We start from the raw sequence: 17553 nt of genomic DNA, 5'->3' as shown, positions 1-17553 counted from the left end.
TTCAGTTTTCCGATTCCAGGTCGTCCTCTCCAACGCCATGCAGCGCGCCGATTTCCATTTCGATCTCCCCGATGAGCTGATCGCTCGTTACCCGTCCGAGACGCGCAGCGATTGCCGTCTACTGTGCCTGGACGATGAGAGCGGCGAGGTCCAGCACCGCCGTTTCACCGACCTGCTGACGCACCTCGAGCCCGGCGATCTGCTGGTGTTCAACGACACCCGCGTGATCCCCGCGCGACTATTCGGGCAAAAAGCCAGCGGCGGGCGCGTGGAGATGCTCCTCGAACGCCCGCTGGATGCGCATCGGGGCCTGGCGCATCTGCGCGCCAGCAAAGCTCCCAAGCCCGGCACCGAGCTGATTTTCGAGGGCGACATCCACGCGGTGGTCGAAGAGCGCCATGAGGGCTTGTTCGAGCTGCGCTTCCTGGGCGAGACGCCGATGATCGAATTGCTCGAACGTCACGGACATATGCCCCTGCCGCCTTATATCGACCGCGAGGATGAGCTCGACGATCGTGAGCGCTACCAGACCGTCTACGCCCGACGTGAGGGCGCGGTGGCGGCGCCCACCGCCGGCCTGCATTTCGACGAGGCGCTGATGGCGGCGCTGCGCGAGCGTGGCGTGGAGATGGGCTATGTCACCCTGCATGTGGGCGCGGGTACCTTCCAACCGGTACGCGTGGACGATATTCGCGAGCACCATATGCACAGCGAATGGCTGGAAGTCGACGAGACACTCTGTCGCCAGGTCGAGGCCACGCGGGCACGCGGCAAACGCGTCATCGCCGTGGGCACGACCAGCGTGCGCTGCCTGGAAACCGCCAGCCAGGGCCGCGACGACGGCCGCATCGCCCCTTACCGTGGCGATACCGATATCTTTATCTATCCCGGTTACGCTTGGCGCTGCGTCGATGCGTTGATCACCAACTTCCACTTGCCCGAATCGACCCTGTTGATGCTGGTCTCGGCATTCGCTGGCTATCGCCAGGTGATGCATGCCTACCGCGAAGCCGTCGCCGAGCGCTACGCCTTCTTCAGTTATGGCGATGCCATGTTCCTCAGCCGGACCGAGACGTCGCACCCTTTCCCCGAGACTCCTCATGCGTAACGAGGCACCCATGCGTAACGAGACTTCCCATGCGTAACGAAAGCTTCATGCGTTTCGAGCGCCTCGCCGAAGACGGCATGGCACGACGCGGCCGTTTGAGCTTCCCTCGCGGCACCGTGGAAACGCCCGCCTTCATGCCCGTCGGCACCTACGGCACGGTCAAGGGCATGACGCCCGAGTCGGTCGAGCAGATCGGCGCCGAAATCATCCTCGGCAACACCTTTCATCTCTGGTTGCGGCCGGGTACCGAGGTCATCGAGACGCACGGCGACCTGCATGACTTCGCCCAATGGCAAAAGCCGATCCTTACCGACTCGGGCGGCTTCCAGGTCTTTTCGCTGGGCGATATGCGCAAGATCACCGAGGAAGGCGTGCATTTCCGCTCGCCCGTGGATGGCGCCAAGGTCTTCATGGGGCCTGAGGAATCGATGGCCGTGCAGCGTTCCCTAGGCTCGGACATCGTGATGATCTTCGATGAGTGCACGCCCTACCCGGCCACCGAGGAAGAAGCCAAGCGTTCGATGGAGATGTCGCTGCGCTGGGCCGAGCGCTCGCGCATCGCGCATGGCGACTCGCCCTCGGCGCTGTTCGGCATCATTCAGGGCGGCATGTATCCCGAGCTTCGCGAGCGCTCCCTGAAGGGGCTTTTGGACATCGGCTTCGACGGGCTCGCCATCGGCGGTTTGTCCGTGGGCGAACCCAAGGAAGAGATGCTCAAAGTACTCGACTATTTGCCGGGCTGGATGCCGGACGACAAGCCGCGCTACCTGATGGGTGTCGGCAAACCGGAAGACTTGGTCGAAGGCGTGCGGCGCGGGGTGGACATGTTCGACTGCGTGATGCCCACACGCAACGCGCGCAATGGCCATCTGTTCACTGCCGAAGGCACCGTCAAGATCCGTAACGCCCAGCATCGCCACTCCACGCAGGCACTTGAAGCGGATTGCGATTGTCATACGTGCCAGCACTTCACGCGCAGCTATCTGCACCACCTGGACCGTTGTGGCGAAATGCTCGGTGCGATGCTCAATACCGTGCACAATCTACGCTATTACCAGCGCGTCATGGCTGGTTTGCGCACTGCCATTGAAGCGGGTACATTGACTGCCTTTGTCGAGGACTTCTACGCACGGCGCGGCATGCCGGTGCCGCCGCTGTCAGCGTAATCCAAGGCCATCCGGGATACGCTCTCGGGTCCAGGTTCACCCCCAACTACCATCCGGAGATAACAATCCATGCTGGAGTTTTTCATTCCCGCAGCTCACGCGCAGGATGCTTCCCCCGCGGGCGGCGGCATTGCCCAGATCGTCATGCTAGTCGGCTTCGTGCTGATCTTCTACTTTCTGCTATGGCGCCCGCAGTCCAAGCGTGCAAAGCAGCACAAACAACTGATCAGCAATCTGGCCAAGGGCGATGAGATCGTCATCGGCGGCGGCCTGATGGGACGTGTCACCAATGTCGGCGACGATTTCATCAGCTTGGAAATCGCCGAAGGCACCGAGGTGAACGTTCAGAAGAACTCCGTCGCCGCGGTATTGCCCAAGGGCACCCTGAAGTCCATCTGATCTCCTATCAGGAGGCGCGAAACCGCCCCTCCTCAACGCCACCGGCCATGCTCTATGGTCGGTGGTTGTCTTCTGCGTCAGCAACAAGGACAGGGCTTCCATGCTCAACCGTTATCCCCTGTGGAAGTATCTGCTGATACTCATCGTACTTCTCGTCGGCGTCATCTACGCGTTACCCAATCTTTACCCCGCCGACCCCGCCGTTCAGATCAGCAGTACCGCCAGCGGCACCGCACTCGATCAAGAACGTCTCGACCGCTTGACCCAAGCGCTCGAAGACGAAGGCATCGACGTCAAGCAAAGCGAACTGGATGGCAACAGCGCGCTGATTCGACTCGACGAGGCCGATCAGCAAATCGCTGCCCGTGACATTCTCGACGACCAATTGGGCGACGCCTATACCGTGGCGCTCAACCTCGCCGATGCGACGCCCGACTGGTTGGCCGGTCTTTCCGCCACCCCCATGAAGCTCGGCCTCGACCTCCAGGGCGGAGTGCACTTTCTGCTGCAGGTCGACATGGACGCCGCCGTCCAGCAACGCCTGGAAGCGAATGCCAGCGCCGTCCGCGACATCCTGCGTGACGAGCGTATCCGTTACCGTGATACCGAGATCGGCGACCGCACGATTACCTTCCAGTTCGCTAGTGAGGAGGATCGCAACGCTGCGCGCGATTTGATCGCCGACCAGTTCCCTGACTTCGACTACGAGAACGAAGACGGCAGTAGTGGTGCGGCTCTGACAATGACCTTCACCGAACAGGCCGTTCAGGCGCTGCAGGACTATGCCGTCAATCAGAACCTGACGACGATCCGCAACCGCGTCAACGAGCTGGGCGTCTCGGAACCACTGGTGCAACGCCAGGGCCCCAGCCGCATCGTCGTCGAGCTGCCCGGCGTGCAGGACACCGCCGCCGCCAAGCGTATCGTGGGGGCCACGGCGAACCTGGAGTTCCGCCTGGAAGCCCGCCCGGATACACCCGATCGCGAGGTCGAAACGCTCAACTTTCGCAATGACGAAAACCGCAGCGCAGAGTTGATGCGTGACGTCATCGTCACCGGCGATCATGTCTCCAGCGCTAGCCGCAGCTTCGACCAAAACAACCGTCCGCAGGTCAACATCAACCTCGATGGCACCGGTGGCTCGATGATGAGTCGCGCCACGCGCTCCAATATCGGGCGCAACATGGCGGTCGTCTTCATCGAGCACAAGACCCGTACGCACACGGTGATGGAAGACGGCGAAGAGGTCGAAAAGCGCGAGGCCTATACCGAGCGCGGCATCATCAGCCTGGCGACCATACAAAGCGCCTTGAGCAATCGTTTCCGCATCACCGGCCTCGATTCCTCGAGCGAGGCGGCAGACCTGGCCTTGCTGCTGCGCTCCGGCTCGCTGGCAGCCCCCATCTACTTCGCCCAAGAGCGCACCATTGGGCCCAGCCTGGGTGCCCAGAACATCAACCAGGGCATTCTCTCGGTAGAACTCGGGCTGTTGCTCGTGGTGCTGTTCATGCTGGCGCGCTACAAGGCCTTCGGCGTCGTCGCCAACATCGCGCTGGGGCTCAACCTGGTGCTGCTGGTTGCCGCGATGTCGATGCTCGGTGCCACGCTGACGCTCCCCGGGATCGCCGGGATCGTGCTGACCCTGGGCATGGCGGTCGATGCCAACGTCTTGATATTCGAACGAATACGTGAAGAGATCAGGGCCAAAATGCCGGCACAACAGGCCATACACGCTGGCTTCGAGCGCGCCTTCACCTCGATCGTCGACGCCAACATCACCACCCTGCTGGTGGCGGTCATCCTGTTCTCGATCGGCACCGGGCCGGTCAAAGGCTTCGCCGTCACGCTGTCGCTGGGCATTCTGACCTCGATGTTTACCGCCATCCTGGTCTCACGTGCCCTGATCAACCTCACCATCGGCGGACGCCCGCTGAAGAAAATCTGGATCTGAGGAGAGCGAGCGATGCGACAGTTAGACTTCATGGGCAAACGCCGCATAGCCTTCGCCGTTTCCGTGCTGCTCGCGGTCGTTGCGATCGGTGCCCTGGCGTTCAAAGGCCTCAACCTGGGCTTGGACTTCACTGGCGGCACGTTGGTGGAAGTCCGCTATGAGCAGGCCCCAGCCCTCGACGACCTACGCAGCCAGTTGGGCGACCAAGGCTTCGAGGATGCCCAGGTGCAAACCTTCGGCACCTCCAATGACATCCTCGTGCGCCTGCAGCAGACATTCGACAATGATGTCGGGCAACGCGTCGTGGGTATTCTGGACAGCGAGGCGAATCCGGTCGACCTGGTTCGCGCCGAGTTCGTTGGCGCGCAGGTCGGTGATCAGCTACGCGATCAGAGCGGCATGGGCATGCTGCTGGCCCTGGCGGTGGTCATGGTGTACGTGGCGTTCCGCTTCCAGTACAAGTTCGCGCTCGGCGCCTTGATCTCTCTCGGCCATGACGTGGTGATCATACTCGGCATCTTCGCGCTGTTCGGGCTGGATTTCGATTTGACGGTGCTGGCCGCCATATTGGCGGTGATCGGTTACTCGCTCAACGACACCATCATCGTCTACGACCGAATACGCGAGAATATACGCAAGTCGCAAATCGACGACATGGCGCAGATATTCAACGAGTCGATCAACCAGACTCTGGCGCGCACCATGGCGACATCGGGAACGACATTGCTGGTACTTCTGGCCCTGTTCTTCCTCGGCGGAGACATGATCCACAACTTCTCGATCGCCTTGATACTCGGCGTCGTGGCGGGGACCTTCTCGTCGGTATACGTGGCCGCCGCGTTGTTGCTGGCCATCAAACTGCAGCGCCAGGACCTGATTCCATCGAAGAAGGAAAACGACGAGGAAGAAGAACTGCCTTAGAACTCGTCGGCCTAGCCGTTCAGTATCCGATACGCCTCCCTCCGGGGAGGCGTATTGCGTTGGGTGGACTTTTTTGCGCTAGAGGCTAGTCGCGCGGGACGATCTTCAGCCCATGACGGCGCAGCTTGCGCACCACGCTAGGCTGGCTGATACCCAGGCGCTCGGCCATGGCGTAGGTACTCGACACCCGCATCGCCAACTCGCCAAGGATCTCGGCCTCGACGGTCTCCAGTGTCTCGCGTAGGGAGCGCCCTTCTTCTAGCGTCGCCAGCGGACTAGCGACGCGTGTCGATGTGCTCACGCGTGCTGGCGCCACGTCACGTTCTTCCATTGGCGCGCCGATGACACCCCCCTCGGCCGACAACCAGGCGCGTTCGAGCCAGTTTTCCAGCTCGCGAACGTTTCCCAGCCAGTCGCCCCCCATCAACTCCGGCCACACGCGAGGATGCAGCACCTTATCCATGCCATAGCGCTCGTTGAGCCGGGCGAGCTGGCGTTCCGCCAGGCCGGGAATATCTTCGCGACGCTCGCGCAAGGGCGGCAGCGTGACGGGGATCACATTGAGCCGATAGTAGAGGTCGAGGCGAAAACGCCCCTCCTCCACGCGTTGCGCCAAGTCCTGGTTGGTGGCGACCACCAGGCGAAAATCCACTCGCCGCGAGCGCGTATCCCCCAGCCGTGTCAGGTAACCGTCCTGGATCACCTTCAGCAGTTTGCTTTGCATGGCCAGGGGCAACTCGCCGATCTCGTCGAGAAATAGCGTGCCCTTGTGGGCCTGCTCCAGGAGCCCGGCCTTGCCCATGCGCGCAGCACCGCTGAACGCGCCGGGTTGATAGCCAAACATCTCGGATTCGAACAGCGACTCGGGGATCGCCGCGCAATTGACGTCCACGAAGGCGCCATCGCACCGCTGGCTCCAACGATGGAGCTGGCGCGCGAAGGCTGTCTTGCCAACCCCCGACTCTCCGAGCATCAGTACCGTGGCATCGGTCGGCGCCACCCGCTTGATGAGCTGCGCTACCTCATGCATGACCTGGCTGCGGACCTCCAGCGACTCCAGCTCTAACGCGTCTCCCGATGCCGGAGCGCCACCACGCTTGAGGTGTTCGTTGAAGCGCCGCTGGAGCAATGCATATTCGTCCTGCAGCAACCGCAGGTCGGTCATGTCCATGGAGCGACTGATGACGCGCACTAAGCGCCCGGATGAATACACCGGGTATGCCTCGGCGATGACCTGGCGTCCCGTGCCGGTGCGCTGCATGACCTGCGCCGGCTGACCGGTGCGGATCACCTCGAGCGAGACCGAGGGCGATAGCACGCCACGCGCCTCCAGCTCGTACACCGTGGTCGCACACAGCGCCTCACGGCTCATGCCGTAGACGGCGGCACTTCCCGGGCTGACATCCAGCACCTGGCCATCGACATCGACGATGAAGACATGATCGTGCCCGGTGTGCACCAGCGCCTTTAGAGTCTGGGCCTCGATATCGTGGTCGGGCATGTCACCTCTCGATTCAGTATTGCATCGTAATCCGATAGTGAATCACTCAAGGCACGATAACAATACATTTTTGCATCACCTTTCGTGCTAACCCATTGATTTTTCGTTAGCGAGACTTGGCATGTTTCGTGCTACTTCATACTGGAGTACAGGCAAGTGCCACAAAAAACCGCGCTGACTGCCAGGAGAGATGCATGAGCGAGCACGACACCCCGCGTTTCAACCAACCGCTAGGTGGCAACGACATGCCACGCTTCGGCGGTCCCGCCAGCATGATGCGCCTACCGACGCAGGAAAGCGCCCAGGGACTCGACGCCGCCTTCGTGGGCATCCCCATGGACATCGGCACCTCGAACCGTCCCGGCACCCGCCTCGGACCGCGCCAGATTCGCGATGAATCGCGCATGCTGCGTCCCTACAACATGGCCACTCGGGCGGCCCCCTTCGACAGCCTGCAGGTCGCCGATATCGGCGATGTCCCGATCAACACCTTCGATCTCAAGAAAAGCATCGGCATCATCGAGAACTTCTACCACGAACTGCTCTCGCACGACGCCGTACCGCTGACCCTCGGCGGCGACCACACCCTGACCTGGCCGATCCTGCGCGCCATGGCTCGCAAGCACGGCCCCGTCGGCCTGATCCACATCGACGCCCACGCCGACGTCAACGACCACATGTTCGGCGAGGAAGTCGCCCACGGCTGCCCGTTCCGCCGCGCCCAGGAAGAAGGCCTACTGGACAGCCAGCGCGTGGTGCAGATCGGCCTGCGGGGCACCGGCTACGCCGCCGACGACTTCGACTGGTGCCGTGAGCAAGGCTTCCGCGTCGTGACCGCCGAGCAATGCTGGCATAAGTCGCTGGAACCTCTGATGGCCGAAGTCCGCGAGCAGATGGGCGATGGCCCGGTGTACGTGTCCTTCGATATCGACGGGCTCGACCCATCGGTGGCACCCGGCACCGGCACCGTCGAGGCCGCCGGCCTGACCATGCCGCAAGGGCTCGAGATCGTGCGCGGCATCCAGGGCCTCAACATGGTCGGCGGCGACCTGGTCGAAGTCGCACCGCCCTACGACACCAGCGGCAACACCGCGCTGATGGGCGCCACGTTGCTCTATGAAATGCTCTGCGTGCTGCCCGGCGTCAAGCGCCGCTAAGCCCATGCCCCCGATACCGGGGGCCATACAACAACAAGTGGTGACACCTATGTCTGCATCCCTCGATTCAACCGCACCTAGCGGTGGAACTCCCGACAACGCGCGTCTGACGCCGCGCGGGCTTTTCAAGTTTCTCATCCCCTCGCTGATCGGCATCGGCATGTTTCTGGTGCCCTTCTCGACGGGCGACACCATCAATATCGGCATGGGCCTGCTCGCCGATGGCCTCAAGGCACTGCTCGGCGACACCCTGCCCGCCATTGCCGTCGCCGTACTATGCGCTTCGGCAGTGCTGACCCTACTCGTCAAATGCGCCAACCCCCGCTGGGCCCGCGAGAATGCCTGGGGTGAACTGTTCAACGTCGAACCGCTATGGATGGCAATGCGCCTGCTGGGCGCCGCCTTCGCGGTCATGACCTATTTCCAGATCGGTCCCGAGTTCGTCACCGCTTCGTTCACCGGCGGGGTAATGCTCAACGACCTGGCCCCCGTGCTGCTGACGTTCTTCTTCTTCGCCGCCATTCTGCTACCTTTTCTGGTCGACTTCGGCTTCATGGAGTTCATCGGCAGCCTAGTCCGCACGCCATTCCGCAAGATTTTCGGTCTGCCAGGACGCAGCGCCATCGACGCCACCGCTTCGTGGATGGGCTCAGGCACCGTGGGTGTGCTGATCACCACGCAGCAATACGAACAGGGCTACTACAATCGACGCGAGGCCTCGGCCATCGCCACCAACTTCTCCATCGTCTCGATTGCCTTCGCGCTGCTGGTGACCAACTTCATCGGCATCAACCACCTCTTCGTGCCGTTTTACCTGACCGTGGTCGTGGCGGGGTTGGTGGCGGCGGTGATCGTGCCGCGCCTGCCGCCACTCTCGCGCAAGCCGGACACCTACTACGAGCCGGTGGGTTGCCGACTCGCCGAGGAACGCACCGGCACCAAGGGCCTGTTCCGCTACAGCCTGGGCATGGCGGTCGACCGCGCCGACAAGGCACCGGGACCGCGTCAGTTGTTGCGGCATGCCCTGCTGAACGTGGCCGACATCTTCTTCGGCCTGCTGCCTCTGGTCATCGCCATCGGGACCGTGGCCCTGATCCTGGCCGAGTTCACACCGCTGTTCACCTGGCTGTCCTATCCCATGGTGCCAGTGCTCGAGTGGATGCGAATCCCCGAGGCCACCGCGGCCGCTCCCGCGACCCTGGTGGGCTTCGCCGACATGTTCCTGCCCGCCGTGCTGGCCAGCGACATCGAGAGCGAACTGACTCGCTTCGTGATCGCCTGCCTGTCGCTGACGCAGTTGATCTACATGTCGGAAATCGGCGCCTTGCTGCTCAAGTCCAAGATCCCGCTCAAGCTCTGGGAGCTGGTGGTCATCTTCTTGCTGCGCACCGCCATCACCCTGCCGATCATCGTCGTGATGGGCCACTGGCTGGTCGCTTAAGGAGCGCTCCATGACACACGAGACATCCGCCTCTACCCAGATCAGCTGCGCCGAGGCTCTGGTCCGGCTGCTGCGTGACCGCTACGCCGTAGACACCGTCTTCGGGATCCCTGGCGTGCATACCGTGCCGCTCTATCGCGGCCTGGAGGCAGGCGGCCTGCGTCATGTCACGCCGCGCCACGAGCAGGGCGCGGGCTTCATGGCGGACGGCTACGCCCGCGCCAGCGGCAAGCCCGGGGTGTGCTTCATCATCACCGGGCCGGGCATGACCAATATCGCCACCGCCATGGGTCAGGCGCTCGCCGACTCGGTGCCCATGCTGGTGATTTCCAGCGTCAATCGCCGCGACACCCTGGGACGCGGCCAGGGTCGCCTGCACGAGCTGCCCAGCCAGCAGAACGTGCTGGCGGGCGTCAGCCGTTTCAGCCACACCCTGCTCGACCCGAGCGCCTTGCCGGAGGTGCTCGCCCGCGCCTTCGCGGTGTTCCAGTCGGCGCGACCCGGGCCGGTGCACATCGAGATCCCCATCGATCTCTTCGAGGCCCCCATCGACCTCCCCGACACCGCCTCGCCGACACGACTATACCGTGCCGGCGCACATCCCAAAGGCATCGCCCTGGCGGCCGAATGGCTGCGCCAGGCGCAGGCGCCACTAGTACTGCTGGGCGGGGGCTGCGCGGAGGCATCAGAAGCGGCGCGCACCCTGGTCGAGCATCTCGACGCGCCGGCCGTGACCACGATCAATGCCAAGGGCGTGCTCGGGCGCGGGCATCCCCTCGACCTGGGCGCCAACGCCACCTGGCCCGAGGTCCGCGCCCTGGCACGCGATGCCGACGTCATCCTCGCCGTGGGCACGGAGCTCGGCGAAACCGATTACGACGTGGTATTCGACGACGGCTTCACCTTGAACGGTCGCCTCATCCGCATCGACCTGGAGGCCGAGCAACTGGTGCGCAACCAGGCGACGGCCCTGGGGCTGGTCAGCGACGCCCAGGCCGCGCTGGAGGCACTGACGGCGCATTTCCCCGCGCCGCTCGCGCGCCAGGGGGCGGCCCGCGTGCGCGCCGTGCACGAGGCGCTGGCCCTGCCGCAACGCCCGGACATGGCGCCTTTCGTGCCGCTTTACACGGCCCTCGACAAGGCACTGCCGGAGGCCATTCTCGTCGGCGACTCCACGGCGCCGGTCTATGCCGGCAATCACCTCGTCGGGCGCGCGGCGCCGCGGCGTTACTTCAACGCCTCGACCGGTTACGGAACCCTGGGATACGGCTTGCCGGCGGCGCTGGGCGCCCAGCTCGCCGCTCCCGGCACGCCGGTCGTGGCTCTGGTCGGCGACGGCGGCGCGATGTTCACCCTGAGCGAGCTGGCCACGGCCGTCGACGAAGGCCTGCCGGTCGTCGTGGTGCTCTGGAACAACAGCGGCTATGAGGAAATCCGCCGCTACATGGATGCGCATGGCGTCGCTCGCGTCGGCGTCGACCCCACGCCGCCCGACTTCCAGTGCCTGGCCGACGGGTTCGGCCTCGCCTCGCATCGGGTCGAGTCGCCCATCGCGCTGGATCTCGCGCTCAGCAAGGTCTCGCGCACCTCGCCGACGTTGATCGAGATCGACGCCGAACGCTGGCAGGCGGCACTCGACTGAGGCGCCAACCGCGGCCCGAGAGCCGTCTCGGAAACAACGGTTTTCCAAAACACTACAAGGACAACACCATGGCTTTCTTCCATCGTCTGCTCGGTCAGGACACCCTCGACGACCACCAGCACAAGAGCCTCGGGGCGTTCGGCACTGTCGCCCTGTGGCTCGGCGCCAACGTCGTGGTCACCACCATCCTCACCGGCATGCTCCTGGTGCCCGATCTGCCCTTCACGACCGCCATGGGCAGCGTGCTGATCGGCTCGTTGATCGGCGCCATCCCGCTCCTGCTGGTCGGGCTGATGGGCCAGCGCACCGGCCTGCCCTCCATGGCGTTGACCCGGCGCGCGTACGGCCCGCTCGGCAGCCGGCTGATCTCGCTGGTCAACATGGGGGTACTGATCGCCTGGAGCTGGATCCAGGCCCTGCTCGCCGGCATGAGTCTCGACTACGCCATCCAGGCGACCACCGGTTACTCCAACCTGCCCTTGATGACCATCCTCTGCGAGACCGTGGTGGTCCTCATCGTGCTGCGTGGCCACCTGGGCATCGAGCGGGTCGAACGCTGGGCGGCGATGGCCATGGTGGCGCTGGCCGCCGTGGTGCTCTACCAGTTGAACCTCCACTACGATGTCTCGACCCTGCTGGACATGCCGGTCGAGGCCCGTAACGGCATCACCCTGGGCATCGCCTTCGACATCGTCATCGCCACCGCCTTCTCCTGGATCTCGTCCTCGGCGGATTACAATCGCAACTGCAAGAGCGGCGCCATCGCCGTCTGGGGCACCTACCTTGGCTACGTGATGGCCGCCATGATCGCCATGGGACTGGGCGCCGCCGTTTCCGGACTGTCGGTCATGAACGGCATGGAGCAGACCTACGACCCGACCCGGCTGCTCTCCGGTTTCGGCTTCGGCCTGCCCGCGGCCCTGGTCATCTTCTTCTCCGTGATGACCACCAATGTCATGGCCGTCTACAGCGCCACCCTGTCCTGCATGAACGTGTCGCCCGGCATGACCTTCTGGAAGCCAGCGCTGATCATCGGGGTCGTGACCGTCTTCGGCGCCCTGATTCCCGGCATCCTGGACCAGTTCCAGAACTTTCTGCTATTGATAGGCGCGCTGTTCATCCCGGCCTTCTCGGTGATCATCGTCGATTACTACCTGGTCGGTCGCGAGGGTTACAGCCCCGAACTGCTCAAGGCGCGTCACCAGCTGGGACGCCCCACCGCGCCGGTGGCCATCGGCGCCTACGTGATCGGCGCCTACGTGATCGGCGCCGGGCTGGCCGCCTACTGGTCGCTGGTCGCGCCGCTGGCCTTCGGCGCCGGGCTGGCCGCCTACTGGTCGCTGGTCGCGCCGCTGGCCTTCGGCGCCTCGCTGCCGGTCTTCATCATCACCGGCGGCCTCTACTGGCTCGGCGCCATGCTGTTGACCAAGTCCCGCGCGAACGCTTCACAGACCGCAGGAGAGTGACACCGATGAGACTGATGCTGGCGCAAACCGACCCCGTGTACGGCGACGTGGCCGCCAATCTGGCGTCTCTTGCGCGCCAGTGCCAGCAGGCAGCGGCGGCCGGCGCGGACCTGTTGGTCCTCCCCGAGCTCGCCCTGAGCGGCTACAACATCTTCGAGCGACTGGAGGAACTCGCCGAGCCGGTGGGCGGCCCGATCGCCCAGCGGGCCGCCGAGCTCGCCGCCGAGTACGAGCTATTCCTGCTCTTCGGCCTGGCCGAGCGGCAAGCCGACGGACGCCTGACCAATTCCGCCGTGCTGATCGACGACCGGGGCGAGCGTATCGCCACCTACCACAAGCGCCAGCTGTGGGATCGCGAACATGCCTTCTTCACCGCTGGCGAGGACTGCTGCGTGGTGGATACGCGCCTCGGCCGCCTCGGCCTGATGATCTGCTATGACAACGAGTTTCCCGAGGTGGCCAGGGCGCTCGCCACTCAAGGGGCTCAGGTCATCCTCTCGCCCACCGCCAACATGGTGCCCAATGCCGAGCGCCAGGCGCTGCAGATTCGGGCCCGGGCCCTCGACAACCAATGCTTCGTCGCCTGCATCAACCGGGCCGGCGAGGAAGCCGAACTGCGTTATTGCGGCAACAGCCTGATAGCGGGACCGGATGGCGAGGTCCTGGGGCGCCTCGGCGACACGGCGGGCAGCCTGGTGGTTGACATCGACCTGCGTCGCATCGACGCAAGCCGCGCCCACCAGGACTATCTCCAGGACCTCAGGCCGATGCCGGAGACAATCGCATGAGCCGTTTCTCGCTTCCTCAAGGCGATGCCGCGAGCTGGTATCGCACCAAGTCGCTCGATGACGGGGTCACGCATATCGACGAGCCCGCTATCAAGCCGTTCTACCGCTGCAATATCTGGCACGTGCGGGGCCGCGAGAGAGACTTGCTGGTGGACTTCGGCCTGGGTGCCGTGCCGCTGCGCCGGCAGGTCCCGCTGCTCAGCGAACGCGACCTGATCGCGGTGGCGAGCCACACCCACTTCGATCATATCGGTAGCGCGCACGAGTTCGACTGCTGCCATGTGCACGCTGCCGAGGCCGATATCCTGGCCGATCCGGACAACGCGCGTACCCTGGCCGACGCCTTTCTCGACGACGCCATGTTCGATGCCCTGCCGCCGGCACCCTTCGAGCATCATCGCTACCGTATCGCCCCGCCGACGCGTATCGCCACGCTCGAGGACGGCGAGATCATCGACCTCGGTGACCGCCGTTTCGAGGTCATCCATACGCCGGGGCACTCCCCCGGCGGCATCGCGCTCTGGGAAGCCGCCAGCGGCATCCTGATCTCGGGCGATCTCATCTACGACGGGCCACTGATCGAGGATGTCTATCACAGTAACGCCCGCGATTACGCCGCCAGCATGCGCCGTCTGCGCGAATTGCCCGCGCGCGTCGTCCATGGCGGTCATTTTCCCAGTTTTTCCGGGGCACGCCTGCACGCCATGATCGATGACTGGCTGCGCGACCACGCCCTCTGAAGGAGCCACCATGCAAGCACTCGACCACCAATTCATCGATAACCGCTGGGTCGCGAGTCACGGCACTCGACGCCTGGCGGTGATGGACCCGTATCATGAGCGCCAGATCGCCGAGGTCACGGCCGGCGATGCCCGCGACGTCGAGGCGGCCGTCGAGGCGGCACGCCGTGCGCTGCCCGGATGGCATGCCCTGGGCGGCGAACGTCGCGGCACCTATCTGAATGCGCTGGCCGACGCCCTGACGGCACGCCGCGAAGCCTTGATGGAGCTGTCCGCGACCAACAACGGCAAGGCGCTCGCCGAGGCCGGCATCGATCTCGACGACGCCATCGCCTGCTACCGCTACTACGCACGTCAGGCCGGCGACCTGGAAGCGCGTCAGGGGCGTCGCATCACCCACGACATCGAGGGCGTCGACGCCTACTGCTACGAAGATCCCGCCGGGGTGATCGGCCTGATCACGCCGTGGAACTTCCCGCTGGTGACCAGCGCCTGGAAGATCGCGCCGGCCCTGGCGGCGGGCTGCACGGTGGTCTTCAAGCCCTCCGAGGTCACGCCGCTGCCGGAACAGACCCTCGCCGAGATCGCCCTGGAGATCGCGTTGCCGCCAGGCGTGCTCAACCTGCTGCATGGCGATGGCGACGGCATCGGCATACCGCTGACGCATCATCGCGGCATCGACAAGCTGTCGTTCACCGGCAGCAACGCCGTGGGCGAGCGCGTCATGCAGGCCGCCGCCGAGGGGAGCCGCGGCGTGTCGCTGGAACTCGGCGGCAAGTCGCCGATCCTGGTACTCGAGGATGCCGAGGTCGAACAGGCCGCCGACTGGGTCATGGCCGGCATCTATTTCAACAGCGGGCAAATTTGCTCGGCGACCTCGCGGCTGATCGTGCACGAGACCCTGGCCGACGCGCTGTACGAGGCACTGGCCACGCGCATCGACGCCATACGCCTGGGCGATCCGCTGGGCGAGAACACCGACATGGGACCGATGACCAGCCAGCGTCAGCGCGATCGCGTCCGCGACTACCTGGCCGTCGCCGAGCGCGAGGGTCTGGATGCGGTGCGCGACGCCCGCCATCGCCAGTTGCCGTCGCAGGGCTATTTCATCGCCCCGACGCTGTATCGCGACGTGCCCACCGACAGCCGCCTGTGGTGCGAGGAGGTCTTCGGTCCGGTGCTGTGCGCACGCAGCGTCGCCTCCGATGACGATGCCATCGCCCTGGCCAACGACAACGCGTTCGGCCTGGCCGCCACGGTCATCAGCGGCGATCCGCAACGCGCTCAGCGGGTCGGCCGTGCATTGCGCGCCGGCAACATCTGGTACAACAGCGAGCAGATCGTCATGCCCGAGGCCAGCTGGGGCGGCTTCGGACGCAGCGGCATCGGCCGCGAGCTCGGTCCCTGGGGGCTGGCCGCCTATCTGGAAGTCAAGCACCTGATCGGGCCGTCGGGCTGACCCATACAAGCCGCAAAACGAAAAATACCCCGCCGAACACGATGTCGGCGGGGTATTTCGTGCGGATCAGTCCAAAGGACTTACATCCGCGGCTTGAGCTGCTGTACCAGTGTCTTGTAAAGGCGCGGCGTAGCAGCCATGAGATTCTGTTCGATACTGACCGTAGGGCTACCGTCCGGACCGCCCAGCAGCGCTCCGGCCTCCTTGAGGAGGAGGCTACCGACCAGTTGATCCTGTTCTTCGAGCCCCAGCACGAAGGCGGCATCGACACGGCCGGCAGCGAGTTGCGCGAGATCCAGGAGGCCACTACCGCTGCTGAGGAAGTTTTCGACCTGCGGCCCGAGGGCTTGGACCAAGGCCAAATATGTCGGGAGATGGCGCGAACGCAGCCAGGGCTCCGGCAAACCGGCGGCAATGCGTGCGCCCTCGACTGAGATGTGATTGGGCACACGAATGCGGCGCCCATTGAGCTGCGCGCCACGCCCACGGCTGACGAGATATTCATCGTCGCTGAAGGGGCAGACAATCACCGCATGTTCGGGCTTGCCTTTGACCAGACAGATCACGGAAATGGCAAAGTTGGGCGATGCCACGGCCAGGTTGGAATAGCCGTGGAACGGCTCGATACGCCAATGGAAATCGGCACCTTCACCTTCGCCGTCACGGTGCGCCGTATAGCGACCGGAAAGGCCATGCTGGGGATAACTGCGACGAAACTGCGAGTCGATGAGCGTTTCGGCATTACGCGCGGTATCTGCCAGCAGCTGATCGAGCTGCTGGTCGCCACGCGCGACTTCGATGCGGTCGCGAGCACGCACGAACTGCTCGGCGGCACTACGCGCGGCGCGCAGTGCGAATTGAACCATGGGATGCATGATACGGGCCTGAATCTCGGAAACTGTTAAAGAACGTCGCGCATCCTAGCAGAAGGCGCCCAGGACGGGAAGTTTCGCGGCCTCAAGCCATGATAGACTCGCCATTCGTTTCTCAGCCGCGCGCCCTATCATCATGCTCGACAAACTGCGTATCGTTCTCATCGGCACCAGCCATCCCGGCAACATCGGCGGCACCGCCCGCGCCATGCATAACATGGGCCTTGCCGATCTTGTCCTCGTCGCGCCACGCTGCGAGGTTTACGGCTCCGAATCTCACGCTCGTGCGTCCGGTGCCGATGCCCTGGTGAGTAATGCCAAGGTGTATGCCACGCTCGAGGAAGCTGTCGGTGACTGCACCTTCGTGGTCGGCGCCAGCGCCCGCGTACGTCATCTCCCATGGCCCATGCTCACTCCCCGCGCGCTGGGCGAACGTCTCCCAGGCGAGTGCGCGCCCGAGGCCGCCCAGGCTGCGCTGGTTTTTGGGCGCGAGGACAGCGGCATGACCAACGGCGAGTTGCAGCGCTGCCATGCCCATGTGCACATCCCCACCAATCCCGACTTCAGCTCGCTCAACCTGGCCGCTGCGGTCCAGGTGCTTGCCTACGAGTGTCGCCTGGCGTTTCTGGGCAGCGACGCAGAGGATACCGAGACGCCCTTCGGCGTCGAATGGGACAACCCACCGGCCAGCCATGACGACCTGGAACGTTTCTTCGATCATCTCGAGCGGACCCTGATCGAGGTCGACTTTCATGACCCCGATAACCCGCGCCAGTTGATGGCACGTCTGCGCCGACTCTTCATGCGCAGCCACATCGACAGCATGGAAATGAATATCTTGCGCGGCATTCTCGGCGCCGTGAACAAGCAAAGCCGGGCGTTGGCCCGCCAGGAGAGCCACGACGGGAATGGTTGACCGCGTTACTGGGTTTTCCCATAATA

The 17553-nt window shown here is 64.3% G+C and carries 15 protein-coding genes; 13 read left to right on the top strand and 2 right to left on the bottom strand.

Translation table 11 applies throughout. The annotated features are described in order from the left end of the window. Positions 1–37: 37 nt before the first annotated feature. The 5 genes from queA to secF all read left to right on the top strand — a co-directional run bounded on the left by queA (position 38) and on the right by secF (position 5545). Complete coding sequence (gene queA, locus L1075_RS03835; protein ID WP_246940065.1) at positions 38–1108, top strand: tRNA preQ1(34) S-adenosylmethionine ribosyltransferase-isomerase QueA; 1071 nt, start codon at positions 38–40, stop codon at positions 1106–1108. Between the two features lie 47 nt (positions 1109–1155). Continuing rightward, complete coding sequence (gene tgt / locus L1075_RS03830; protein WP_246940486.1) at positions 1156–2274, top strand: tRNA guanosine(34) transglycosylase Tgt; 1119 nt, start codon at positions 1156–1158, stop codon at positions 2272–2274. 69 nt (positions 2275–2343) lie between these two features. Beyond that, entirely contained in the window at positions 2344–2673 is a 330-nt protein-coding gene (gene yajC / locus L1075_RS03825; RefSeq protein ID WP_040242920.1) for a preprotein translocase subunit YajC, read from the top strand. A gap of 100 nt (positions 2674–2773) precedes the next feature. Continuing rightward, positions 2774–4624 carry a protein translocase subunit SecD gene (gene secD / locus L1075_RS03820; protein WP_246940062.1) on the top strand — a complete coding sequence of 617 codons (1851 nt, stop codon included), beginning with the start codon at positions 2774–2776 and terminating at the stop codon, positions 4622–4624. Positions 4625–4636: 12 nt separating this feature from the next. After that, positions 4637–5545, top strand: a complete 909-nt coding sequence (gene secF / locus L1075_RS03815; RefSeq protein ID WP_178999611.1) for a protein translocase subunit SecF — start codon at positions 4637–4639, stop codon at positions 5543–5545. A gap of 85 nt (positions 5546–5630) precedes the next feature. Here the strand turns inward: secF and L1075_RS03810 are convergent, their stop codons facing one another. Beyond that, on the bottom strand, positions 5631–7046 hold the full coding sequence (locus L1075_RS03810; RefSeq protein WP_178999610.1) for a sigma-54 interaction domain-containing protein: 1416 nt from the start codon (positions 7044–7046) through the stop codon (positions 5631–5633). Between the two features lie 194 nt (positions 7047–7240). On the opposite strand from L1075_RS03810, the gene speB reads away from it, so the two are divergent. From speB to L1075_RS03775, 7 genes are all read left to right on the top strand, one after another. Beyond that, positions 7241–8203 (top strand): agmatinase, encoded by a 963-nt coding sequence (gene speB, locus L1075_RS03805; protein WP_246940059.1) that lies wholly within the window; start codon positions 7241–7243, stop codon positions 8201–8203. 49 nt (positions 8204–8252) lie between these two features. Continuing rightward, positions 8253–9644 (top strand): YjiH family protein, encoded by a 1392-nt coding sequence (locus L1075_RS03800; protein ID WP_246940056.1) that lies wholly within the window; start codon positions 8253–8255, stop codon positions 9642–9644. A 10-nt stretch (positions 9645–9654) separates the two neighbouring features. Then, entirely contained in the window at positions 9655–11286 is a 1632-nt protein-coding gene (locus L1075_RS03795; protein ID WP_246940053.1) for a 5-guanidino-2-oxopentanoate decarboxylase, read from the top strand. 68 nt (positions 11287–11354) lie between these two features. Next, on the top strand, positions 11355–12752 hold the full coding sequence (locus tag L1075_RS03790; RefSeq protein WP_246940050.1) for a purine-cytosine permease family protein: 1398 nt from the start codon (positions 11355–11357) through the stop codon (positions 12750–12752). 5 nt (positions 12753–12757) lie between these two features. Continuing rightward, positions 12758–13540: a carbon-nitrogen hydrolase family protein gene (locus tag L1075_RS03785; RefSeq protein WP_246940483.1), complete on the top strand. Its 783-nt coding sequence runs from the start codon at positions 12758–12760 to the stop codon at positions 13538–13540. Continuing rightward, the gene (locus L1075_RS03780) at positions 13537–14280 is read left to right on the top strand and encodes an MBL fold metallo-hydrolase (RefSeq protein WP_246940047.1); all 744 of its coding nucleotides are present in this window, start codon (positions 13537–13539) and stop codon (positions 14278–14280) included. The genes L1075_RS03785 and L1075_RS03780 overlap by 4 nt, the downstream gene beginning before the upstream one ends. 10 nt (positions 14281–14290) lie before the next feature. Then, complete coding sequence (locus L1075_RS03775) at positions 14291–15739, top strand: aldehyde dehydrogenase family protein (RefSeq protein WP_246940044.1); 1449 nt, start codon at positions 14291–14293, stop codon at positions 15737–15739. A gap of 80 nt (positions 15740–15819) precedes the next feature. On the opposite strand, the gene L1075_RS03770 is transcribed toward L1075_RS03775, so the two are convergent. Further along, positions 15820–16614, bottom strand: coding sequence for an inositol monophosphatase family protein (locus L1075_RS03770; protein ID WP_246940041.1), 795 nt, complete (start codon positions 16612–16614; stop codon positions 15820–15822). Between the two features lie 133 nt (positions 16615–16747). On the opposite strand from L1075_RS03770, the gene L1075_RS03765 reads away from it, so the two are divergent. Next, the gene (locus tag L1075_RS03765; RefSeq protein WP_246940038.1) at positions 16748–17527 is read left to right on the top strand and encodes an RNA methyltransferase; all 780 of its coding nucleotides are present in this window, start codon (positions 16748–16750) and stop codon (positions 17525–17527) included. Positions 17528–17553 lie beyond the last annotated feature (26 nt).

It is taken from the genome of Chromohalobacter beijerinckii, assembly GCF_023061185.1.
Taxonomy (GTDB): Bacteria; Pseudomonadota; Gammaproteobacteria; order Pseudomonadales; family Halomonadaceae; genus Chromohalobacter; species Chromohalobacter beijerinckii.
The sequence above is the reverse complement of the archived record's forward strand: the minus strand, read 5'-3'. Positions and strand labels throughout refer to the sequence as shown.